Origin of the sequence: Psychrobacter sp. DAB_AL32B, from assembly GCF_002224105.1 — a bacterium.
Classification (GTDB): domain Bacteria; phylum Pseudomonadota; class Gammaproteobacteria; order Pseudomonadales; family Moraxellaceae; genus Psychrobacter.
On record NZ_NEXU01000075.1, the window covers coordinates 1 to 21,682 of the forward strand.

Sequence of the window (21,682 nt, forward strand, 5' to 3'; positions counted from 1 at the left end):
AAACGTAATTATGTACACATACAAATAAAGTAGTTTGATGCTCTAAAACCGTACTATTCATTATTAATTACCAGTTTAGAAAGCGATAGCAAAAAAATTGCTACCCAGCTTTAAATTATCAATAAATCCTTTTATTGTGCATGCTTTTTTGATTGCTCATACTTGCTAGTCATTAAGTTTTTCAATTATTTTTACTGTCCTAGCTAGCAGTAAAAGTGAGAAGGTTTAAATAAAAACTGTAAACATTTGATGAATCAGAAGAATCAAAAAGCATTCATCCATCATATAACAATTCCAAACATCTATGTTAGTGAATATATTAGCTTAATTAATCAATCATATTTTCTTTAAAGATAGGCAATATAGCGCGCTTGTAAGTCTAAAATATAAGGTAGAGATAAGATTATCTTTAATAAATTCAAAAATAAAAAACACAACATTTGCGCACTTAATAATAATACTCTATTATCGATAAACCTCTATATTAGGAAGGGCTCATGTCATTTGCACAAGTCTATACCCGCTCAGTAGTCGGACTGCATGCACCCAAGGTAATTATTGAGGTGCATTTGTCACAAGGATTGCCAGCATTGACCATTGTTGGTTTACCTGAAGCGGCGGTACGTGAGAGTAAGGATAGAGTACGCTCAGCGATTATTAATTCTGGTTTTCAATTCCCTAATCGACGTTTGACAATTAATTTAGCACCCGCAGATCTGCCTAAAGACGGGGCTCGTCTTGATTTACCTATTGCCATCGGTATTTTGGCAGCCAGTGATCAATTGGATCCAGAAGTGCTATCAGGATTTGAGTTCATCGGTGAGTTGGCGCTCAATGGCGAGCTTCGGCAAGTAACGGGGAGCTTAGCAGTCGCACGGGCGATGAAAGCTGAGGTATTAGCGTTAAAAATATTGCCAGTATCAGAGAGTGATGAACCAGAAACCAATGAAGGTCAGCCATTATCGCCGTCCACACTGCGGCTATCCAAGCGGCAATTACCCACACCGCAATTAATAGTACCGACTGATAATGGTGCCGAAGCCAGCCGTGTTGATGGAATAATAGTATTGGCGGCGCCAAACCTCAAGGCCGTTTGTAATCACTTGCAGTCATTAACAGATGCTAGCCTTTTAGATGAGCGTCTAGAGGTGGTGCAGCCCAGTCCAGCACAGCAGCATATTGGCTATCAAGTGGATTTGGCTGATGTCAAAGGGCAGCACCATGCTCGGCGTGCCTTAGAGATTGCCGCAGCTGGTGGTCATTCGCTGTTATTTACAGGGCCACCTGGTTCAGGTAAAACCTTGATGGCCTCACGGTTACCCACTATTTTGCCGGACTTGAGTGCTGAGGATGCATTAGAGGTCGCTAGTACGTATTCGGTCGCAGATAGTGATTACGACTATGGCACACGTCCATTCAGACAAGTTCATCATACGATATCAGCTGTCGCATTGGTCGGTGGCGGTTCACGCCCTAAACCTGGTGAGATTACCCTTGCCAATAAAGGCGTACTATTCCTTGATGAATTACCGGAGTTTGACCGTACCGTGTTGGAAGTGTTGCGGCAACCATTAGAAGCAAAACAAATTACCATTAGCCGTGCCAATTCACAGATGACCTTTCCTGCAAACTTTCAATTGGTAGCGGCAATGAACCCATGTCCGTGTGGTTATGATGGTGATGGCTCAGGACGTTGTCGCTGCCGACCTGAGCAGATTAAACGCTATCAAGATAAACTGTCAGGACCGCTACTCGATCGGATTGATTTGCATATTACCGTGCCAGCATTGCCGATTGCTGACCTGCAAAATGCTCAAGCGGGTGAAACCTCTGAGCAGGTACGTAGTCGAGTATCTGCGGCACATCAGCGTCAGCTAACACGACAGAAAAAGGTCAATAATGAGCTTAGTCCTAGCGAGATTGATAAGTATATCCAGCTAGGTGAGGGTGAGCAACAACTATTGCAGCTTGCGCAGCAGCGCCTGAATTTATCTGCGCGTGGCTATCATCGGGTATTACGCGTCGCGCGGACGATTGCCGATCTTGCCGACAGTGTTGATATTACAAGCGCCCATGTGTCTGAAGCGCTAAGTTATCGTAGTAAATGATTTATTATTAAGTCAAAAAAGCCTAGTGAGACTTCCTAGCTTATTTAAATCAATATATTTAGTTGAAGGGTGCTTTGAAGGGTGCTTTGAAGGAAGCAGGGGGATATAAATCATTAATATGATAGTCAGTTGGAGATAAAGTCGATACATTAATAACCTCGCACTACTGGAATAAATTTTTCTTGCTTGCTGTTCGCAAGCGTGACAGAGGCTGCGAAAAAATTACTCCAGTAGCACTCGTATCTGCTTTAAAGTAATTCAACTATATGAGAGAGGTTCTAGGCAGGAAATTCAACAGAAGAAAAACACCTTAGGCATTCCTTTGCCTAAGGTGTTTTTGATAGCGATTAAAACTTATCGGTAATGGCACCTTCCGAGGCACTGCCAACCGTTTTAGCGTATTTAGCCAGCACACCGCGCTTTATGTTTGGCTCTGGTGCTTTCCATGCACTCAAACGCTTCTCAATTTCTTCTTGGCTGATGTTTAAGTTTATTTCATTGTTATCGGCATCAATGGTAATGGTGTCGCCGTTTTCAATAATAGCAATCGGCCCGCCAACCATGGCTTCAGGCGTGATGTGCCCGACGACAAAGCCATGACTACCACCAGAGAAGCGACCATCGGTAATTAACGCAACATCATTGCCCAAGCCACGACCCATAATGGCCGAGGTTGGTGACAGCATTTCACGCATACCTGGGCCACCTTTAGGGCCTTCGTAACGAATAACAACCACATCACCCGCCACGACAGTGCCATCTAAAATAGCAGTCATGGAGTCTTCTTCTGAATTAAATACACGTGCTGTGCCAGTAAACTTAGTACCTTCTTGGCCACTGATTTTTGCCACCGAACCAGTTGGTGCAATGTTGCCACGTAATATGCGCAAGTGGCTGTCGGCTTTGATTGGTTTGTCGAATGGACGGATTATGTCTTGGCCGGCTGGGTAGTCTTTTACGTTAGCTAGGTTTTGAGCCATGGTTTTACCATTAACGGTTAAGCAGTCGCCGTGCAGTAAACCTTTTGCCAGTAAACGCTTCATTAATGGAGCAATACCACCAATTTTAATGAGCTCTGACATTAAGTATTTACCTGATGGGCGTAAGTCGGCCAGTACCGGCACACGCTTACCTATTTCGGTAAAGTCATCAATGTTTAGCGCTACGTCAATCGCATCGGCCATGGCCAGTAAATGTAGTACAGCGTTGGTAGAGCCACCTAAAGCAATAACCATGGTAATAGCGTTTTCAAAAGCTTTGCGCGTCATAATATCGCTAGGCTTAATGTCGTTATCAATGAGCCACTGAATCGCGCGGCCTGCTTGTCGGCAGTCTTCACGTTTTTCAGGAGAGATAGCTTCTTGAGCAGAGCTGCCCGGTAAGCTCATGCCTAACGCTTCAATCGCTGATGCCATAGTGTTGGCGGTATACATACCACCACAAGAACCAGGGCCAGGGATAGCCGTTCTTTCAATTTCTAATACTTCTTCTTCGGTCATATCGCCACGGGCATTGGCTCCGACGGCTTCGAATACAGAAACGATGTCAGTATGATTTTTACCCGGCTGAATGGTACCGCCATAAATAAACAGTGAAGGACGGTTTAAGCGTGCCATGGCCATAATACAACCAGGCATATTCTTATCGCAGCCACCAATAGCAATTATAGCGTCGTGACCTTGGCAGCCTGATACGGTTTCAATGGAGTCAGCAATCACTTCACGCGATACCAATGAGTATTTCATGCCTTGGTAACCGTTAGCAATACCGTCAGAGATGGTAATGGTATTGAAAATAATGGGTTTGGCATAGGCAAGATAAACGCCTTTAGCCACTTCCTCAGCTAAGCCGTTAATATGAATATTACAAGGGGTTACTTGGCTCCAAGTAGAGGCAATCCCTACTTGTGGGCGCTTAAAATCTTCATCAGTAAAACCGACTGCACGCAACATAGAACGGGCTGGTGCTTTTTGAATGCCATCGACCAAAATAGCGGAGTATTTTCTGTTGGTATTGTCTTTTTTAATCATTCTCTATCTCCAATAGCGTAACGGTTTATTGGCTTGTTTAAGCTTAAGTAAAGACTAGTTATAGTTTGTAAATATGTAGGGTAAAAATTTGCCTTCTTGTTTTTTAACTATTCTAAATACGCCCTAATCTTTTAAAATATATTCAACCAATGCCGCAAAACTATCAAACGCTGCGGTAGGGTTTAGCTCACGAATATCCTGCCCATAGTTATAGCCGTATGACAGTCCAAGCGTATCCATATTGGCGTTTTGTCCTGCCAAGATGTCGTTTCTTGAATCACCAATCATGACCGCTTGTACTGGAGTTAAACCTAAAGCCTCACAGACATGCAGCAGTGGCGCAGGATCTGGTTTTTTAACCGGCAAGCTATCACCGCCTAGCACTTCGCTAAACAAATCCTGCCAGCCAAAAGATTGCAATATTTTCGGTACGAAACGAATCGGCTTATTGGTCACCAATGCCAGCTTAAACCCTGCCGCCTGTAGTTTTTTTAGTCCGCTATCTACATCTGGGTAGGCGACGGTTTTGCTACCACTAAGATTCTTATAAGCATCAAAAAAAACTTGTTCGGCATGATCAGTTTCTTCTTGCGTCAACTCCTCTTCTAACACTTCTATTTTACCGACCAAGGCGCGCTCAACGAGCATTCTTGAGCCATTGCCCACCCAGTTACGTATGGTATCGATAGGATAAGGTTGTTTACCAAGCGTAGTCAGCATCGCATTAGTCGCATCAGCCAAATCTGGTACGCTATCAATTAAGGTGCCATCGAAGTCAAAAATTAAAAGCTGCTTATCCATTATTCCTCGCGATTTAGAATTATCCATTCTATTTTTAAGTTATGAGTTTTTAAAATTACTATGTAGAGTCTTTATTACCATAGCATAGGTCAGCCATAGAACTCACTTTTACTGCTATTTCAGTATCTACTATTCAACGTCTTGATAACGCTGACGGTGTTCAGCTTTCATTTTTAAATAGTCTTCGTTTTCACGACACTTATCCCAAGTTTGCTTAAAGATACGTGCCGATTCTGCTTTAATAGGGTCTTCGGTTTGCCTTGGCAGTTCTTCGCGACCATGCGCACCGCTTTGATCTTTTTTATCATCAGGGACAGCCCCTTTATATTTTTTGCCGCCTTTATGATTGGCATAACGACGGGCGCGGGTATATCCCATTTGAATAAATTTGCGCGCCATATCTGCACCGACAAAGTCGTTGTCAGCTAGATAATCTAAAAACATCTGATAAATAATACCACTACTCTCAAGCGCAATATCAGGAGTGGCAAAACGCCAATGCGGCAGAATCTCGGACTTATAAGGCTCTATCAGTAACACTCCTTGCTCGCCACGACCGACACGATATAACTCAGGCTGTGCGCGTAAGTCCAAGTTTTTATAATCTAAATCATAATCAAACTCTCTCATAGTTCTTACTCTTAACCTATCACTGTTTATCGCTTTTAGTATACTTAGCGGGCAGGCACATAAAACAGCACAAAAGTGTTATGAATGAGTGACAGTAGTTGTTTAAGATATTGTAAAAACCGCCATGCAAGATTAACAGGCGCTACAAAATGGACTTTAGGAAAAGTAAACGGGATAAGTCACAATGAATAGATTTACTACGGACGAGCTAATGTCGTCTAGGACAGGAATCCTAATATTATTAGGATTGACGATAGCTTTTCTAAGTATTAATAGCGCTCATAGTGCTTGGTTTGAGCGATCATTGTTAAGTGATAATACGGTCAAAGATAATATTTACACGGTCAAAGACGTCGACCGTGATGAGATGTTTGTCATTGATGACTTTATCTATGATGCGCGTCAATCTTGCTATTTATCAATAGGTGATCAAGTAGTATTCTCTGAAGGTCGATATGGTATTGATTATCGCGCAACTATTTACGATTTAAATTATCGTGAGCCTTGTGAGCTGTTATTAAGAGACCCCGTGTCATAAAAATAACTTTATTAAAAATAAATATTTAAAGCCTAAAGACATAAAAAAAGCCCTGAACATAAATGTTCAGGGCTTTTTAGAAATCTTAAACGAATGGTGGCTCGAGGCAGGTTCGAACTGCCGACACACGGATTTTCAATCCGTTGCTCTACCGACTGAGCTATCGAGCCGTCTTCGTTGAGGCGCTATTAAACTAAATATAGGCGTTCCTGTCAAGTTATTTCTGCATTATATGTGATAAAAGGGCAAAAATAATTGATAGATCATTAAAATAAGCCTTTTTTATCCTAAAACTAATCTTTAACACGCAGTAGCTCATATTCACTCATAATACGGTGAATATCTGCATCAACAGGAACAAACTGGCGCACGCCTTTTTTCACTTCGGCGTCATAAACCAGTTTAATAAACTTAGCATCAATCGCACGCCCACGATTTTGTTGATGTACCGTCAAATATTGCAGGCGCTTGGCATCGGTCTGCCCATCATCAAAACAGGCAACTGCGGCGATAGGCTTGTCATTAAACATACCGACATATAGAGTCTGACCACGCTTAAAACCTTGCTCAATAAGTGCCAATACTTCAGCGCCATCAGGCTGGTTGTCATCGGTATCATACAATGCCTGTAAGCGCTCAGCCAATTCATTTTCACGAGTCGGCTTTTTCATCAAAGGGGTTTGCAAGTCGTTAATGGCAATCGCTTCTAAAGGCATAGTGGCTTCCTATTTTTTCATTTGATAGTTAGTTATCTGGTGCGGCATGACTTAATATAATGAGCATAACGGTTATTGGGCAATGATTGATAATATTAAGTCACTATTTTAGTAGAATGGTGTAAATTTGCCTGTAGATTACCGCGTGGTCGTGGCAGTAAATCTTAGGGTTTGCTATGATAAGGATAGATAATGCATCATCTGTCCTTATTATAATATTTTGCGATAGGATAGAATGAACTATAAGCAATTTATACTTATTAAAATTTTATGGTTCTATTTTATGGTTCTCAAATTGAGAACACGCCGGGCTTATCGATAGCCCTATTTTATTGTTTGCTTTTATATTTATAGAGAGTAGCCATGACAGCCAATTCTACTGAACAATCTCAAGACCAAAACTCTGCTAAAAATCTTTACGGTCACGCCGCACGTACCGCGACTGTAACGCGCAATACCGCTGAGACCCAAGTCACTTGTACGGTCAATCTTGATGGTACTGGTCAAGGCACTGTAGATACGGGCGTGCCATTTTTAGACCATATGATCGACCAAATCAAGCGTCACGGCCTGTTCGACCTAGATATTAAATGTAATGGCGATACCTTTATTGATGATCACCATAGTGTTGAAGATACGGGTATTACGCTTGGACAAGCTTTTGCTAAAGCGTTGGGTGATAAAAAAGGCATTCGTCGTTACGGACATTTTTATGCGCCACTAGATGAAGCGTTAACGCGTGCGGTGGTTGATTTATCTGGTCGTCCAGGATTACATATGGAGATTCCATTCACGCGCTCGCACGTTGGTACCTTTGATGTGGATTTGTTTAGTGAATTCTTCTACGGTTTTGTCAATCATTCGTGGATGACAGTGCATTTAGACAATTTAAAAGGTAAAAATAGCCATCACCAAATCGAATCTACCTTTAAAGCCTTTGCCCGTGCACTGCGTATGGCGTGCGAATATGATGAGCGCGCGTTGAACACCTTGCCATCGACCAAAGAGGCTTTTTAGATGAGTCGAGCCACAAAGATTGCACTATTAGATTATGGTATGGGTAATTTGCACTCTGCCAGCAAGGCACTATCAGCGGTCGGCGCAGAAGTGTCCATCACTAATGATCCTAAAGTAGTCGCTGCTGCCGATAAGATTTTCTTCCCCGGTGTCGGTGCTATGCGTGATTGTATCGCTGGCATGCACGAAGCAGGTATTGATGAGGTCATACGTCATGCCATATTCAATAAGCCTGTCATGGCCATCTGTGTCGGTATGCAGGCGTTATTTGAGCAGTCCGCTGAGAATGGTGGTACAAAATGCTTGGGTATCTTAGATGGCAGCGTAGAAGCGTTTGATCCGACATGGACAGATGAGCAAGGCGCGACTATTAAAGTGCCGCATATGGGCTGGAATACTATTAGTGGCATGGATTTTGAACATCCACTGTGGCAAGGTATTGAAGACAACTCGCACTTTTATTTTGTGCACAGTTATTATTGCGAGCCAGCTGATAGCTCACAAGTGGCGGCCGTTTGTGATTATGGGCAGCCGTTTTGTGCCAGTATTTTGCAAGATAACTTATTTGCCACTCAGTTCCATCCAGAAAAAAGCCATACTGCAGGCTTGCAACTGTTAAAGAACTTTGTGGATTGGAATATTTAAGAAATATGTATTAAATGTTTGATTGAGCAGTAAGGTAGGTTAGCAAATATATAACCTGCCTTTTTTATTCTCAATTTATACTCAGTTATTTTCTATCTCTTATACGCGGAATAAAATCGTGGATTTTTATCTATTCAAAAACGGTGTCGTCGATGCCACAGGCTTAGACAAAGATGCCTTACATATTTATGTGGGTATCAGTGTTTATTTATTAAGTTTAATCCTACTACGTCCAATTTTTAAAAAATACAGCGTCAGAGCGTTTATTGCTTTAATTATGGTCACGGCTATCGCTGTATTGGGTGAGTATTTGGACAATCGGCATACTATTACAGATTTAGGCCTCTCAGGCTTAACGGGTGCAGAAATAAAGGCCAGTATCCATGATATTATCAATACGAGCCTGCTCTCTTACGTCATTTATGGATTTACCGTATGCACAAAGACTTTTCAGTCGATCAATACAGTCAAACCCATGATTAAACGACAGAAAAAAACGGACTATTCATAAGTCCGTTTTTTTATTTCTATGATTAACTATTTGTATATTAAAAGGCTTAGTCGTTTTGACTCTTAGCCTCATCATAAAGCTCGCGTACCACTTCACCAATCACTCGAATACCATCAATCAGCGTTTGCTCATCAGCGGCAATACTCATACGGATACATTCATGCGCATGTTGGTAGTTACTCACATCGACACCAGGGAAAAAGTGTTTACTTGGCACAATAAGCGTGCCTTTTTCTTTTAGACGCTCATATAGCTCAACGGTCGTAATCGGCAAGTCTTTAAACCATAACCATAAGAAAATCGCGCCTTCAGGCTTATGAATCGCTAGTGGATAATCACCCAATGCTTCTTTTAATAAACGTACGGCGGTATTCGCTTGCTGCTGATAAAAGGGCTTAATCTCATTATCTGATAGCTGCTTGATGCGGTCATTGTTGACTAGTGGCGTGGCAATCGCAGCGCCAAAACGCGTCGGTGCGAGATTCACCACCGCATTCATCGCACTAACAGCGGCAATGACTTCGGGAGCTGCAACGATAATACCGGTACGCATACCGGGCAGACCAATTTTAGACAGGCTGAAACAAAGGATAGTATTGTCATCCCAAGTGAGATGCGCATCAGAATAAATGATATTAGGAAACGGCATACCGTAAGCATTGTCAATAATCAACGGTATCTCATAACGCTTGGCAATCTCAGCTAAATGCGCCATTTCATCATCAGTCAAGACGTTGCCAGTAGGGTTAGTCGGGCGCGAGCAACAGATAGCGCCAATACGGCCCTCTTTTAGCGCGGGCAAGTTTTCTAACGCCTCAAAGTCGACGCGATATTTAAAGAAACCTTCTTCGCCATTATGGGTCACTTCATCGATATGCGGTAGTACAGCAGCAAAATGCTGACCTTCAACATGCACGTCACTATAGCCGATATATTCAGGGGTCAATGGCAGTAGAATAGATTTATCTATTGTTTGGTTTTTCTCATCAACGAAAGCACCGCCAAATAGATTGAACAGATAGAAAAAGGCGTTTTGTGAGCCATTGGTTAGGGCGATATTTTCTGCTGTCAGATTCCAATCATAATGACGATTAAAGAAGCCGACTAACGCATCGATAAAGGCGGCATCACCTTGCGGATTGGAGTAATTCGCCATGCTAATAATAGCGCTACTATTGGCTTCACCCGTATCGTTATCATTGCCAAGCGCTTTATAAGTCTCTAAAAAAAGCTCATTGACGGCATCAATCTTGGCAGGGTTACCGCCGCCCAGCATGTTGATAGGCTGATCGCTTTTTAGTGCATCACCCAAATCATCCATCAATTGTGAGATACCAGTAGGTTGGGTAAATTTTTGACCAAATTTTGAGAATTTCATAAGGCTACCATGCTTTTTTGAAGGGTTTATAAGGTGTTATTTAATCGATAAAGTTGGGATAGTATAGCAAATGGTTGCTATAAAATAAGCAAACGGCACGGCTGATATTGGTTTATATGCCTATACGTCGAGTGAATAAAAAAACGCCCTCTACATGAATAAAAGGCGTTTTGGTTTGAGATCTGAGGGTTTTTAGCTAACCTTGTCATCCGTTCATACCTTATATGCCCGCTAATATGGTGACTATAGTTTTCGCCACTCTAAAGTATCCACGGCCTCTTCATCTATAGGATGGACTATCATAAATAGTGGCGTTAAATAGGTGACTTCAACGGTACGTCTTTGAAAGCCTCTAGCACCAACATCTTTCATTTGAAACTCTATTTTTTTAAAGGAGAGATGGTTGTGTTCATAGACAACGCTATAGGTATCCCAGCCATAGGGAGCTAAAAAGATAGTAAAGATAATACCAACGATTGCTACGCTAATAGATGCAAACACAGCTATAAGGGCTAGCCAGCCTTTACTTTCGGAAAATAGACCTTTCACGGCATAATAGAGTGTGAGACAAGGTATAACTACCAGCACAAGTCCGTAAAAGACTTGACGAGTCAGGCCACTTCTGACATCTAAAGTACCAAAAACATCAAATAAGAATATCGTCAATAATAATAAGATAATGATGAAAAATAAGGATTTACAGAGTCGTTTTAGCATAAATAGTCGATTAAGACAGTATGTGCTATTGATTATAAGAGCTGGTTTAGAGCTTGGCTATGAAAATTGCAATGATTTCATAGAATTTGCATAATGCAAGGAATGGTGATTAAGGCTCTGTAGCTACTCTCGCCATCCGCTCCTCAAGGCGACTATCGTTAGTTAAACAAAACCTTCCTAAAAATCAAGTTTGGAGTAGGGTTGGTTATACTTATCAAATTCTCGTAGAGAATGAAGTCAAGGTGTAATCTACCTAATAAACTAACTTACCCTGTGCTTGCTAAAAAATAAGTATATTAGACACAGGGCATTGCTTATGACAACGCTACTGTAATTGTAGTGAGGTTTGGGTAGATTTATAGATAATAAAAGGAGTGACAATGAATAGTATTACAGACCAAAAATTTCAGCCTGAACCTATTAAATCGACAGGTTCAAAGTATACTATCCAAGATGATACGATCAACAACTGGAAGCTTAATACACAGTTTAAACTGTATTACCTTGAAGATGACTTTAACGTACCTTGTTGCTGTGCTTTCTTTTTATTTGATGACGAGTGGAATAAAGAAAGTCTTAGAGCATTAAAAGAACAGACAGGTGCAGATTTATTGATTGGTATACAAACTAGTGATAGATTTATGACAACTGATAACGTCGTAGATGGTATGGTTTGCTGCGAGATTGAGCAAGTTGATAGGATTGTACATCAGTTCCAAGCTATGTTAAGTGTGCACGGAAGCTACATTGCTATGGATTTAAATGACATCGTCAGTTTTTTTAATCAATGCCCATATACTCAATATGATGAATTAAAACTTTATCAATCAGATGACTTTATCGAACAAAATGAACAAGAAATCGAAAATTTTACAGCAAAATTACCAATAAAGGACGTTAAAAATCTATTGCTGTACATCCATACAATTAATCCTGCGAGTCTTGATCAATCTAGCAAAATTATAAACATGGTTGATCGAAAAATGAGTAATTCTGATATGGTACTTTATGGCATGGCGACAAGTACATTAAATGATGCTTATATCAGTGTAATATATCCTAAAGAGCCACCACAAAGTAAATAAGTCATGACTCGCTTTGGCACGTGAAAATACTATGAGGTCTTTTGGTTGTTTTAGACCTTACCTAGAGATCGTTTGGTCTAATCCTCAACATTTACATACTTGGTAATAACTCAATTAATTTTTGTCTTGCTTGTTTTTTCTCACTACTAAATGCGCTAGGGTGATGTATGAGATAACACTGAGCATCATACTCAGGTAGCTTAAAAGCCCATAAATCCTTTGAGGGGTAACCCTCAATAGCTGTGCATTCTCTCAAATTAGAGTTTGGAAAGTATCTACGTCTCGCATTAATGCCTTGATTACCTGTAGCAAATATAATGATATCAGGATTTAGGACCTCAATTTGAGCGACAATAATTTTTTTAGAAATAGTTTCTATCCCTTTTATCATATCTTTATCTTTTAAGTGATTAATATGTTTGCCCTTGTAATCAGCAGCGTAGATATTAGCCCATAATATACCGTTTCCACCGCTCTTTTTTGCAATATCACGCACAAAATTAAAGAATGATTTACCACAAGTATCTTTCCTTCCCTCTTTTAATTGATTTTGTACAAAATCTTTACTTTTATTCATCGACCGCTTGAGTCCATTTCCATTATATTGGAAGTCGTTACAACTTTTTAACCAACCTTTAGTCTCTCTGCCAATAATTAATATTTTATTAGGCGCTTGCTCATATTCATCAGATATACTGCCGAAAAGCAGTTTTGATAAATCTTTATCAGATAAGAATTTTTCTAAAAACGCTTGATGTTCTATAGCAATACTCATATAACGTTCAAACAGTTTTTGTTGCAACATTTTATTCTCCTAATAAAAAATATATTCAACAACCTCTAAATCATCGCCCTTACCCTTGCCATAATTCCGCGCCCAATCACCAATCTCACATAAATAATCGCAATGCCAAATAGCAAGACAACCAATGCCATACCGCCAATACTTAAACTCGCCCAAGGTACACTAAAGCGTAGATTAAACCATTGAGTAATCGCAGCCCATGCGCCAACGCTAGCGATAATGACCGCAAATGTCGCGGCACTAAGTCCAAGCAATCCAAGCTCTAGTATATTCAACATATATAAGTCGCGTTTTTGCATCCCTAACAGCCTAAACGAAGCGCTTTCTTGCATGCGATCTTGCGAGGTGGACAGTAACGAGCTAATCAATACCATGATGCCAGTCAATAGAGCCAGTAGAGTAAAGACATAAACCAAGCGGCTCATTTGTGCAACCAACTCTTGGACTTGCTGCGCGATAGCAGTGCCATCAATGGTCGTTACGGCAGGAAATGCTCTGACCAGTTGTCCTTGCAAGTCTGGAATATCATCCGCTGCTACATGGGCAGTGGCAAATTGGATTTGCGGGGCAGCAGAGAGAACAGAAGGCTCAAATAAAAAGTAAAAATAAGGACTGGGTCCTTGCTCATAACGCGAGCGAATACTGGTAATTTGACCGACGATTTCAATCCCTTGAATATTAAAGCGAACTTCATCACCCATACCGACATTAAGTAGGCTTGCGGCGGTATCTAAAATAGACATTGGTACGATTGTTTGGGTTGGTGTCTGGTCTGGTGTTTGTGCTGATGCTTGTAATGAGTCTTGCCCGTTTTGAGTCAGTCTTTGCGAATTAACAGGCGCGTAAAGCTGTTTGTCTTTGACGGCATCTGTAATAAACTCAGTCTCCATGACTGTATCTGAGTAGCTTAAATTAAAAACACGAGTGGGATCATCAAAGCCATCAGCAGGCTCGATATCTTGTACGGGTATATTATTAGCGCTTACTACGCGAGCGCGAATGACAGGGTAGTAGCTGACTGGTGCCTCAATGATGTTATTAATCTCATCATGCTGATCGCTTTGAATATCTAACAAAAATAAATTCGGCGCATCTTCAGGATAGGCATTAATAAACTGGGTATTGATACTATGATTGAGGGTGGTGATGAGTGTAAGCACAGCGACCGACAGTGATAGCGTGACAAAAAATAGCGCTGACTGATTGCCTTTACGCGCAAGATTATGAATAGCAATCCGCTGCATCCAACTGATATTGCTATTGGTCGCCAACTTGGCAAGTAGCCGTAACCAAGCACGCGCCAACAGCCAAAATATTGCTACGAAACCAATTAAACCTACTAACAGCTGAGCGCCTAACTTAAACGAACCCACTTCATAGGCAAAGAACGCATAAAGCCCTGTGAGCATTAGCGCATACCATAGTAGTGGTAGGCGTCGATACCAAGGCAGATTTTGCGCTGGCGAGCTTGCACCTTGGCTAAGCAAGGTTGCGGGTTTGGTGGTATTAAGCGAACTTAAGCCACGCTGTGCGATAAGCAACGTCAGCACCAAAGCTATAATAATGGTTTTAATGGCACTGATAGGGTTGATGGCTAAGCCAACATCTGCTGGCAAGATAGCCACAAGATACGGCTGGCCAACTTTGAGTAAGCCAAAACTAACGATAATCGCGGCGATACCAGCAATGATAGTCGTTGCAATCAATAGTTGATAATAGCTGCGTTTAAGACTGCCAAGAGGCTCACCCAATGCTAAGCGAATGGCATTGCTAGATTGCTGCTTGGACACAAACGCGGTGATGACCCCATACATCGCTACCGCCGATAATAACAAGACGGCAATGACCAAGAGTTTTAAAAACATCAACACATTATCAGAGATACGCGAAACAGAAGTATCTGCTGACTCAGCATCTGAAAGCTCGATATCAGGATAATTGTTCAATATTTGCGTCAGCTTATCGCGCTGCTCAGCGATTAATTCTGGTTCGCCTGCTAATTCAATACGATAGTTGATGCGGCTACGCTCACCCAATAGATTGGTTGCGGCGATCGCGTCTTGTTGCATCAGCACTCGTCCACCAAAGCCAAACGCCGTCAACGGGCGGTCAGGCTCTTTCGTTAGCACATCACTAATCGTAAACTGTCCCTCACCAATGGTAATTTTATCACCGACATTAGCGTTTAGGCTTTTAAGAACTTCTGGGGCGACGACCACATTGTCAGGCTTGAGCTGCTGCCATAAAGGCTGACCAGATGCCAGTTCAACCTCTCCATATAACGGATAAGCAGGGGATACGGCTTTAACGCGGGCAAGTAAAGTTTGCTCAGCGGTCACTACCATCGCACTAAACTGATAATCATAAACTTTTTGCGCATCAGCGACCGTTGCTACCTGTGTCAACACTTCGCTTGGCCAGTCTTGTTGACTGTTTAATATCAAATCGCCTCCAACCAGTGCGAGCTGATTGTCATTAATATAGGTATTAACTGACTGTTGAATCGAATCTAAGGTTAGATAAGTCGCCAGTGAAAGCGTTAAAGTCAGTAAAAATAATACCGGATATATCCAGCGCTGCCACCAACTGCGACTTAACGCTTGCGCGCCCAAACCTTTAAATAAACGGTAAATAATACCGCCAGTATAATCTGACTCTTTTGCCATGCCGGTTGTATCAATAGTATCGGTCGATGAACTATCATTTCTATGCTTGTTATTCATTAAGATACAATCCGCCCATCATGCATAGTAATGACCCGATCTGCCATTTCAGCTAGCGCAGGGTCATGGGTCACAACGACCAACGCCGAGCCAACTTGCTGACGTAAATCTAATAATAATTTCATCACTTGATTGGCGTTTTGCTCATCTAAGTTACCCGTTGGCTCATCAGCAAAGACAATTTTTGGCTGCGATACTAACGCTCGTGCGACAGCGGTACGCTGTTGTTCGCCACCTGATAGCTGATTGGGCAAGCTATTGCGTCTGTGCCCCAAATCAACGGCTTCAATCAATTCATTCACTCGTGCTTTGTTTGGACGCCGAGCAATATCAAGTGGGAAGGCAATATTTTCTGCCACCGTCAATGTTGGCAATAAATGAAAAGATTGAAAGACAAAACCCATATCGCGTTGACGAATGACGGCTAAGGCATCTTCATCAAGGCTGCTTAACGTTTGATCAGCCAACTCAACGCTGCCGCTATCCGGATAATCTAGCGCCGCTAATAACCCAAGTAAAGTAGATTTACCCGAGCCGGATTTGCCCATGATGACCACGAACTCGCCAGCATTGACATGAATGTCGACGTCTTTAATAATGGATAAAGATTGGTCACCGACTTGCATGGTTTTATTTAACTGTGAGGCAGTAAGTAGTGCTACTGGTTTTGTTGTTGTGATGGTTGTAGCTGAAGGTGATGATGTCATTGCGCAGTCTCAGTAGGCGTGCTCGTCGAGGTTGGTGCTGGCTTGTTAGGTTTTATTGATTCGCCAGCATTACTTGCTTCTAATTTTTTAAGCTCAGGTTGTAAGATTGGCAAAATATTATCATTAACGATAATCTTGTAACCCTCGCGAGTCGGGTGAATGGCATCCGCTTGGTTAAGCTTAGGGTCACCGCCGACACCGTCTAAAAAGAAGGGAATAAGCGTCACGTTCATATCTTTCGCCACCCTTGGATATATCGCTGCGAATGATTTTACGTAATCAGAGCCGAGATTGTCATAAATCTGCATGCCACCCAAGATAACTTCACTGCCACCATCTTGCAGGCGTTTAACAGCCGTACGAATATTGGCTTCAACCGTCGCTACATCAATACCACGAATGGCATCATTGGCACCCACAGTCAAAATAGTGATATCAGGCTTAGTCTGCAACACCCAATCTAAGCGGTTGACCAAACCGGTACTGGTTTCACCGCTTAAGCCTGAATTAACCACTTTGACATTTTTATAGCCAAGTTCTTTTAAGCGTACTTCTAGCTGAGCGGGGTAGTTGGCGTCATTATCGACGCCAAGCCCTTCTGTCAGCGAGTCACCAAGTGCCAATATGGTTATCGGTGCAGATTGCTGCTCAGTTGAAGTGGTTGTTTGCTGAGTTTCGGCTGCTTGAGGGTCAGCGCTTGGAGTACTATTTTGAGTGCCATTATCCGTCTTAGCATCATTGGCATCAGGCGTTTTTTGACAACCGCTGATAGCAATTGCTACGGTCAGTGCAGCGACCGTGAGCAAGTGCTGCGGTAAGCGAAAAGGTCTGTTTATCATGATTCTGCTGTCCTATATACAATAAAGTCAGTCTAGCAGAATCAGATAAGCAGCAATATGGTGCAAAAGTTAATTGCTTAATGATAAAAATTAAATCTTCTTACCGTCGACCATCACCGGACGGCTGACCACCCAAGCAAACCCTACATTTATAGTCATCAATACCAACATAATAAATAATGGCACATCCCAGCTATTCGTCGCTTCGTGTAACCAGCCTGTACCCAAAGGACCGAAGAACGCAATTAGGTAGCCGACTGCTTGCGCCATTCCAGAAAGCTCACTTGATTGGTTAGCGGTATAAGTTCGCATCGAAAACAGCATCATACATAAGGTAAAAATGGCTGAACAGCCAATACCCATTAGCGCTGACCACAACCACGCCAAATCTACCGATAAATAACTGATACCTAAAAGGCCAATCACGTTCAAGACGGCAGCAAGTACCGCCAACGCTTGTATAGGACGCCCACGGTTCACCAGCCACGTCAAACTCAAAATCGCTACCGGAGCCATAAATTGAAAAACAGAGCCCATTTGACCAGCGCTCACTGCTGGTAGTCCTTTACTGAGCCAAATCGAGGGTAAAAAGCTGGCAACGGTATAAAAAAGCAACGATTGTAAGCCCATAAAGATTGCAATTTGCCAAGCAAAAGGCGTGCGCCACATAGAAATTTTTGACGGCGCTTGTACGCCCTTAGCAAGCGGCACGATTGGCTGATGGTTTGATGAGCCTAAGCGCAGCCGTAACAGCACCCAAATAATGAAGGCAAATATCCCCAAAACAGACCAACCGCCAAGCGCCCATTGCCAACCGACTTGCGCAGATAATGGCAGTACTACACCTGCGACAATGCCTGCCGAGACCGTCATGGTGAGACTAAATAAGCCAGTAATTAAGGGAATGTGATTGGGCGTACGTTGCTTGATAACAGGAGCAGCGAGTGTATTGGCAAAACCAATTGCCAATGTCAGCAATAATGTGCCGCTTAAAAACCCAATCCAAGTGGGAATGAGGCTACGAATCATCATGCCCGTGGTCAACAAGGCAATCATCGCAATCAGCGTATTTTCAAGACCAAACCGCTTACCAATCGCGGGCGAAACAAAAGCACCCAGTGCAAAGGTCAGCATTGGCACCGCGCCAAGCCAACCGATTTGGGTTTCGGAGATGTTGAGCGCCTCCTGTACCACAGGCGCGATAGAGCCCAGCGCTACAATCGGCGAGCGCATATTGGTGGCCAATAAAATCATGGCACACAGTACCAGCCAAAACGTAAAGCGTGAAGATGGCAGCTTCAAGTTTGACGGAGCGTCCGACTGTGCTTGTGACTGGGACTGGGGTGTTAAATCAGTTTGCAAATTAGAAGAGGTAGACATAGCGGCACGACTATCAGCATAAGAAAAAAGACACGTCATTAAAAAGCGCTGGCGTACCATCGCTTATAAAATAACACCAGAATACGTCATCAAGATGGTGAATGAGACAATATACGGAAATACAGACATACTTGCGGAAAGCAGGTTATATGAGCTTGCTACCCTATCAATCAGGGCAAACTTATTATATAGACAATGAATTTGAGATTTCGATGATAAAGCGTACTTTATCAATAGCTGCTTATAAAAATTGGTATGGCGTAAGCAAAAATAGCGTCAGCCTCTTTTTAAAAGACTTGACGCTATTATAAGAACAAATGATGACTAAATACTACCAGCGTATGGTAACAAATCTACCACTTACACCGATTTGCCTAATTGAGCTGCTTTAAGCGCATTTTCTTGTTGTTCAGCGATAAGTGAGTCGCATTTATTGGGATCGTCACCACAGTATGAGCATTTTTCATTGCCCATCAATTTAGCGACACCACCACAAGACCCTCTAAGTGGTTTTTTTTGGACCATATAACCGATACCCATAAAGATAAAAAACAGCATGAATACGGTAAAGGTGATAGCGAGCATGGGCAGTAGTTGGCTAAGCATGGAGGAAACCTCACGTTTAAAAAATAGGACTGTCATCGGTAAGATAATACTTCATCTATATGATAACTTATTAATAGTATAGCAAAATTTTGCGTTGTCGGCTTGTGCTTAGCAGCCGTCTCAGTGCTGTATTGTTGAAAACTTACCGCTTTTGAAACTAAGGTTTTTTATCAGCGCGCATTTTCTGCATAGCCGTGCTTTGCACTATTTGCCAATCGTCAAGATTGTCAGCAGCATCGTCTACTTTGACACCTTTAGCCAATATAACAAATAACGCAGCTATATTTTGTTTTTCAGCAGTCGCCAACGCTTTTGCATAGGGCATCGCCGTTAATGCGGTTGCCCAAGCATCGGCAAGTGCGACTGAATCTGCAGCGACAGTTACTGATGGTGCGCCACCAACAATTGGTTCACCCGTTGTAGGATCAATCGTATGGCTATAATGCTTGCCATCAAATATGATTGAATTGCGATAGTTTCCAGATGTCGCCAGATGCATCTTATTATCATTATTTATCGGTTGACGAATAGCTGCAATCGTTTGCCGTTCGCTGACCGTACTGCCTTCTATTGGTGCATCAATGGCAATTTGCCACGGTTGCTGTTGTGCGCTAACGCCTGATGACGCTACTTCACCGCCAATCTCAACCATATAGTTGCGAATTTGATAGCTGTTTTTAAGCACATCAGCGATAACGTCAACGCCATAACCTTTAGCCACTGCCGAAAAATCTAAGCCGATCCCATCTTTAGTTTTATAAATGGTATTGTTTTTTTGAATGACGCCTTCAAAGTCGACTAAGGCGAGTGCTTGAGCTATTTCAGCTGCACTCGGTGGACTTTGTAAACGCTCAACGGTCATCGTACTACCAAAGCCCCAAGTTTCTATCAACGGCATGACGGTAGGATCAAACGCGCCACCTGATTGCTCATACACTTGTCGTGAGACCTCCAACACATGGCTAAAATCAGCATCAATAGTAATGGGTGTGTCTTTCGCTAAGCGATTAAACTTTGAGATAGTCGCGTCGTCTTGATAGGTCGACATACTGTCATTAATCTGTTGCAGGCGTGCATCGATAGCAGCTTGTATGGCGACCTCATCAGCACCTTTGGGCAACTGATAGCTAATATGGTAGCTGGTGCCCATCGTTTCACCGCTTAGATTGTTATAATCTGGCGGTTGTTGGCAAGCGCTAAGACCGATTACAGCGCTTATGGCAATAATGGGTAATAAGGTCGTGTTTATCGATTTGCTAGATAATGAGAGTGGGGCTGATTGTTGCATTATTGGTTTTTTCATATGAATCATAATAGCTTTTATGGCAAAGAAGTGAGAGGCGCTTTATATAAGGCGTGCCTATTTTACACCCTTTAGTAACTATAACGCCAATTCATAAGCTCAAGTCATTGATACTCACGCGCTAGATTTATTTTACTTGAGCTGCACGAATCATTTTGTAAAGCTTGGGTGGCGATAATCGATTGACCATCATCGCAAGCTTTTCTTTTTGACCACCGATAATAATATATTCCTCACCTTTCATTAACGCTTTACGGACTTGTTTAGCAAATGCAGTAGCGGTTAAGCCCTTATTGGTAGCATCATCCATAGTGCCTTGCGCGCTACCATCGCCAGTTAACGCATTGATAGAGACATTAGTTTGAATAAATCCTGGGAATACCGTTGCCACCTCTATCCCTTGATCGTGCAATTCAGCGCGCAGACTGTTTGCCCACATATGGATAGCTGCTTTGGCTGCACCATATGCTCCACGATATTGCGAACCGAGTAGGCCGGCTATACTAGATATCATGACTATTTTACCGCCATTTTGAGCAATCATATCTGGCAACACCAATCTGCTCAGTCGAGTCTGTGCAAAGTAGTCTATCTCCATCAATTGACGCTCGACTTCCTCAGTTGTGTCCATGATTAGCGAGCGTTGACTGACCCCAGCATTGTTAATCAACCAATCGATTTTTCCTGCTTGCGCTATCACCGCTTGATAGGCTTGTTTTACTTGTTCGGCATCAGCAATATCAAAAGGCACGACGATATGCTTATCTGATTTTTTGCAGCGTGCTCTAACCGCTTCTAGTTTTGCAGCGTTACGACCACTCAAAATAATTCTAGCCCCGCGTTTAGCAAATTCTAATGCTAGTGCTTCGCCGATACCACTCGATGCACCTGTTATCCAAATGGTCAAGTCTTTGTATTTGGTTTTCATAAGAATCCTTTCTTGTTAATCTATTATTGCTATTATTTAGCCCATAAAAAAAGAGCCTCGATTGAGACTCTTAATTTAACATATATTATCAAGTTAATCGTGCGGGCTTAATGAGGGAGCTTAACCACCAAAGTCATCAAGCATAATGTTTTCATCTTCGACACCTAGACTATGCAACATATCGATAACCGCCGCGTTCATCATCGGTGGCCGCA

Annotated in this window: 20 protein-coding genes and 1 tRNA gene; 6 read left to right on the forward strand and 15 right to left on the reverse strand. The window is 42.3% G+C overall.

Going from position 1 to position 21,682, the window contains the following annotated elements; genetic code table 11:
* Positions 1-497 precede the first annotated feature (497 nt).
* Positions 498-2,108 (forward strand): YifB family Mg chelatase-like AAA ATPase, encoded by a 1,611-nt coding sequence (locus tag CAN34_RS09075; RefSeq protein WP_089555377.1) that lies wholly within the window; start codon positions 498-500, stop codon positions 2,106-2,108.
* Between the two features lie 347 nt (positions 2,109-2,455).
* On the opposite strand, the gene ilvD is transcribed toward CAN34_RS09075, so the two are convergent.
* The 3 genes from ilvD to CAN34_RS09090 all read right to left on the reverse strand — a co-directional run bounded on the left by ilvD (position 2,456) and on the right by CAN34_RS09090 (position 5,569).
* Complete coding sequence (gene ilvD, locus CAN34_RS09080) at positions 2,456-4,135, reverse strand: dihydroxy-acid dehydratase (RefSeq protein WP_254423145.1); 1,680 nt, start codon at positions 4,133-4,135, stop codon at positions 2,456-2,458.
* A 126-nt stretch (positions 4,136-4,261) separates the two neighbouring features.
* Positions 4,262-4,939, reverse strand: coding sequence for a phosphoglycolate phosphatase (locus CAN34_RS09085; protein ID WP_089555379.1), 678 nt, complete (start codon positions 4,937-4,939; stop codon positions 4,262-4,264).
* A 129-nt stretch (positions 4,940-5,068) separates the two neighbouring features.
* Positions 5,069-5,569, reverse strand: coding sequence for a DUF4385 domain-containing protein (locus tag CAN34_RS09090; RefSeq protein WP_089555380.1), 501 nt, complete (start codon positions 5,567-5,569; stop codon positions 5,069-5,071).
* A gap of 184 nt (positions 5,570-5,753) precedes the next feature.
* Between CAN34_RS09090 and CAN34_RS09095 the strand changes: the two genes are divergently transcribed.
* A complete protein-coding gene (locus CAN34_RS09095; protein ID WP_123891915.1) occupies positions 5,754-6,107 on the forward strand; it encodes a hypothetical protein in 354 nt (117 codons plus the stop codon).
* A 94-nt stretch (positions 6,108-6,201) separates the two neighbouring features.
* On the opposite strand, the gene CAN34_RS09100 is transcribed toward CAN34_RS09095, so the two are convergent.
* Positions 6,202-6,277: transfer RNA gene (locus tag CAN34_RS09100), tRNA-Phe, on the reverse strand.
* A 123-nt stretch (positions 6,278-6,400) separates the two neighbouring features.
* Entirely contained in the window at positions 6,401-6,823 is a 423-nt protein-coding gene (locus CAN34_RS09105) for an acetyl-CoA sensor PanZ family protein (RefSeq protein WP_089555382.1), read from the reverse strand.
* Between the two features lie 363 nt (positions 6,824-7,186).
* On the opposite strand from CAN34_RS09105, the gene hisB reads away from it, so the two are divergent.
* The 3 genes from hisB (at position 7,187) to CAN34_RS09120 (ending at position 8,996) form a co-directional block, all read left to right on the forward strand.
* Entirely contained in the window at positions 7,187-7,840 is a 654-nt protein-coding gene (gene hisB, locus CAN34_RS09110) for an imidazoleglycerol-phosphate dehydratase HisB (RefSeq protein WP_089555383.1), read from the forward strand.
* Positions 7,841-8,485: an imidazole glycerol phosphate synthase subunit HisH gene (gene hisH, locus CAN34_RS09115; protein WP_089555384.1), complete on the forward strand. Its 645-nt coding sequence runs from the start codon at positions 7,841-7,843 to the stop codon at positions 8,483-8,485.
* 118 nt (positions 8,486-8,603) lie between these two features.
* Entirely contained in the window at positions 8,604-8,996 is a 393-nt protein-coding gene (locus tag CAN34_RS09120) for a hypothetical protein (protein ID WP_089555385.1), read from the forward strand.
* A gap of 46 nt (positions 8,997-9,042) precedes the next feature.
* Here the strand turns inward: CAN34_RS09120 and CAN34_RS09125 are convergent, their stop codons facing one another.
* Positions 9,043-10,374 (reverse strand): valine--pyruvate transaminase, encoded by a 1,332-nt coding sequence (locus CAN34_RS09125; protein WP_089555386.1) that lies wholly within the window; start codon positions 10,372-10,374, stop codon positions 9,043-9,045.
* Between the two features lie 243 nt (positions 10,375-10,617).
* Positions 10,618-11,091 (reverse strand): hypothetical protein, encoded by a 474-nt coding sequence (locus tag CAN34_RS09130; RefSeq protein WP_089555387.1) that lies wholly within the window; start codon positions 11,089-11,091, stop codon positions 10,618-10,620.
* A 380-nt stretch (positions 11,092-11,471) separates the two neighbouring features.
* Here CAN34_RS09130 and CAN34_RS09135 point away from each other — a divergent pair, with 380 nt between their 5' ends.
* A complete protein-coding gene (locus tag CAN34_RS09135; protein WP_089555388.1) occupies positions 11,472-12,176 on the forward strand; it encodes a hypothetical protein in 705 nt (234 codons plus the stop codon).
* A gap of 91 nt (positions 12,177-12,267) precedes the next feature.
* Here the strand turns inward: CAN34_RS09135 and CAN34_RS09140 are convergent, their stop codons facing one another.
* The 8 genes from CAN34_RS09140 to CAN34_RS09175 form a co-directional block, all read right to left on the reverse strand.
* Positions 12,268-12,981, reverse strand: coding sequence for a hypothetical protein (locus CAN34_RS09140; protein ID WP_089555389.1), 714 nt, complete (start codon positions 12,979-12,981; stop codon positions 12,268-12,270).
* A gap of 35 nt (positions 12,982-13,016) precedes the next feature.
* Positions 13,017-15,704: an ABC transporter permease gene (locus CAN34_RS09145; RefSeq protein ID WP_089555390.1), complete on the reverse strand. Its 2,688-nt coding sequence runs from the start codon at positions 15,702-15,704 to the stop codon at positions 13,017-13,019.
* Entirely contained in the window at positions 15,704-16,411 is a 708-nt protein-coding gene (locus CAN34_RS09150; protein ID WP_089555391.1) for an ABC transporter ATP-binding protein, read from the reverse strand. The genes CAN34_RS09145 and CAN34_RS09150 overlap by 1 nt, the downstream gene beginning before the upstream one ends.
* A complete protein-coding gene (locus CAN34_RS09155) occupies positions 16,408-17,250 on the reverse strand; it encodes an arylesterase (protein WP_089555392.1) in 843 nt (280 codons plus the stop codon). The genes CAN34_RS09150 and CAN34_RS09155 overlap by 4 nt, the downstream gene beginning before the upstream one ends.
* Positions 17,251-17,340: 90 nt before the next feature.
* The gene (locus tag CAN34_RS09160) at positions 17,341-18,630 is read right to left on the reverse strand and encodes a CynX/NimT family MFS transporter (RefSeq protein WP_254423144.1); all 1,290 of its coding nucleotides are present in this window, start codon (positions 18,628-18,630) and stop codon (positions 17,341-17,343) included.
* A 360-nt stretch (positions 18,631-18,990) separates the two neighbouring features.
* Positions 18,991-19,236 (reverse strand): (Na+)-NQR maturation NqrM, encoded by a 246-nt coding sequence (gene nqrM, locus CAN34_RS09165; protein WP_079692912.1) that lies wholly within the window; start codon positions 19,234-19,236, stop codon positions 18,991-18,993.
* Positions 19,237-19,393: 157 nt separating this feature from the next.
* Positions 19,394-20,539 (reverse strand): FAD:protein FMN transferase, encoded by a 1,146-nt coding sequence (locus CAN34_RS09170; protein WP_089555393.1) that lies wholly within the window; start codon positions 20,537-20,539, stop codon positions 19,394-19,396.
* 127 nt (positions 20,540-20,666) lie between these two features.
* Positions 20,667-21,467, reverse strand: a complete 801-nt coding sequence (locus CAN34_RS09175; RefSeq protein WP_089555394.1) for an SDR family NAD(P)-dependent oxidoreductase — start codon at positions 21,465-21,467, stop codon at positions 20,667-20,669.
* Positions 21,468-21,682: the final 215 nt, after the last annotated feature.

Excerpts from the sequence above, each read along its gene's own strand:
- CAN34_RS09075 (WP_089555377.1), top strand. The coding sequence starts at position 498 with ATGTCATTTGCACAAGTCTATACCCGCTCAGTAGTCGGACTGCATGCA.
- CAN34_RS09085 (WP_089555379.1), bottom strand. The coding sequence starts at position 4,939 with ATGGATAAGCAGCTTTTAATTTTTGACTTCGATGGCACCTTAATTGAT.
- CAN34_RS09090 (WP_089555380.1), bottom strand. The coding sequence starts at position 5,569 with ATGAGAGAGTTTGATTATGATTTAGATTATAAAAACTTGGACTTACGC.
- CAN34_RS09095 (WP_123891915.1), top strand. The coding sequence starts at position 5,754 with ATGAATAGATTTACTACGGACGAGCTAATGTCGTCTAGGACAGGAATC.
- CAN34_RS09105 (WP_089555382.1), bottom strand. The coding sequence starts at position 6,823 with ATGCCTTTAGAAGCGATTGCCATTAACGACTTGCAAACCCCTTTGATG.
- hisB (WP_089555383.1), top strand. The coding sequence starts at position 7,187 with ATGACAGCCAATTCTACTGAACAATCTCAAGACCAAAACTCTGCTAAA.
- hisH (WP_089555384.1), top strand. The coding sequence starts at position 7,841 with ATGAGTCGAGCCACAAAGATTGCACTATTAGATTATGGTATGGGTAAT.
- CAN34_RS09125 (WP_089555386.1), bottom strand. The coding sequence starts at position 10,374 with ATGAAATTCTCAAAATTTGGTCAAAAATTTACCCAACCTACTGGTATC.
- CAN34_RS09130 (WP_089555387.1), bottom strand. The coding sequence starts at position 11,091 with ATGCTAAAACGACTCTGTAAATCCTTATTTTTCATCATTATCTTATTA.
- CAN34_RS09135 (WP_089555388.1), top strand. The coding sequence starts at position 11,472 with ATGAATAGTATTACAGACCAAAAATTTCAGCCTGAACCTATTAAATCG.
- CAN34_RS09140 (WP_089555389.1), bottom strand. The coding sequence starts at position 12,981 with ATGTTGCAACAAAAACTGTTTGAACGTTATATGAGTATTGCTATAGAA.
- CAN34_RS09145 (WP_089555390.1), bottom strand. The coding sequence starts at position 15,704 with ATGAATAACAAGCATAGAAATGATAGTTCATCGACCGATACTATTGAT.
- CAN34_RS09150 (WP_089555391.1), bottom strand. The coding sequence starts at position 16,411 with ATGACATCATCACCTTCAGCTACAACCATCACAACAACAAAACCAGTA.
- CAN34_RS09155 (WP_089555392.1), bottom strand. The coding sequence starts at position 17,250 with ATGATAAACAGACCTTTTCGCTTACCGCAGCACTTGCTCACGGTCGCT.
- CAN34_RS09160 (WP_254423144.1), bottom strand. The coding sequence starts at position 18,630 with ATGTCTACCTCTTCTAATTTGCAAACTGATTTAACACCCCAGTCCCAG.
- nqrM (WP_079692912.1), bottom strand. The coding sequence starts at position 19,236 with ATGCTTAGCCAACTACTGCCCATGCTCGCTATCACCTTTACCGTATTC.
- CAN34_RS09170 (WP_089555393.1), bottom strand. The coding sequence starts at position 20,539 with ATGAAAAAACCAATAATGCAACAATCAGCCCCACTCTCATTATCTAGC.
- CAN34_RS09175 (WP_089555394.1), bottom strand. The coding sequence starts at position 21,467 with ATGAAAACCAAATACAAAGACTTGACCATTTGGATAACAGGTGCATCG.